General features: G+C 65.2%; 1 protein-coding gene and 1 pseudogene. Both read left to right on the plus strand.

The window, feature by feature from the left end:
• Positions 1-173: KOW motif-containing protein (locus B3D39_RS19255; protein WP_286789975.1), on the plus strand; the 173-nt coding region annotated here is incomplete at its 5' end.
• Between the two features lie 106 nt (positions 174-279).
• Positions 280-374: pseudogene (rplK, locus tag B3D39_RS20695) on the plus strand (50S ribosomal protein L11); the annotation flags it as partial.

The raw sequence follows: 374 nt of genomic DNA on the forward strand, positions 1-374 counted from the left end.
TCACCTTCGAGGTCGGCGAGAACGTGAATGTGACCGACGGGCCCTTCGAGGGCTTCTCGGGCATGGTCGAGGAAGTGGACGAGGCGGCGAGCCGCCTGAAAGTCACCGTCTCGATCTTCGGTCGGCCGACGCCGGTCGAACTGGAATACACGCAGGTGCAGAAAACCGCCTGAGTGTGAGCCGTGGGAGGCGAGGGGCCCTGCACGACAGGGACGCCCGGACCGAACCACTAAACTTCGCGACCCCCTAGGGGCGTGACAGTGATAAGGAGAGGGCCACATGGCCAAGAAAGTTGTTGGGCAGCTCAAGCTGCAAATTCCGGCAGGCGGCGCAAACCCGTCCCCGCCGGTCGGTCCGGCGCTGGGTCAGCGCGG

The organism is Thioclava sp. UBA3469 (assembly GCF_002378135.1).
Lineage (GTDB): Bacteria > Pseudomonadota > Alphaproteobacteria > Rhodobacterales > Rhodobacteraceae > Thioclava > Thioclava sediminum.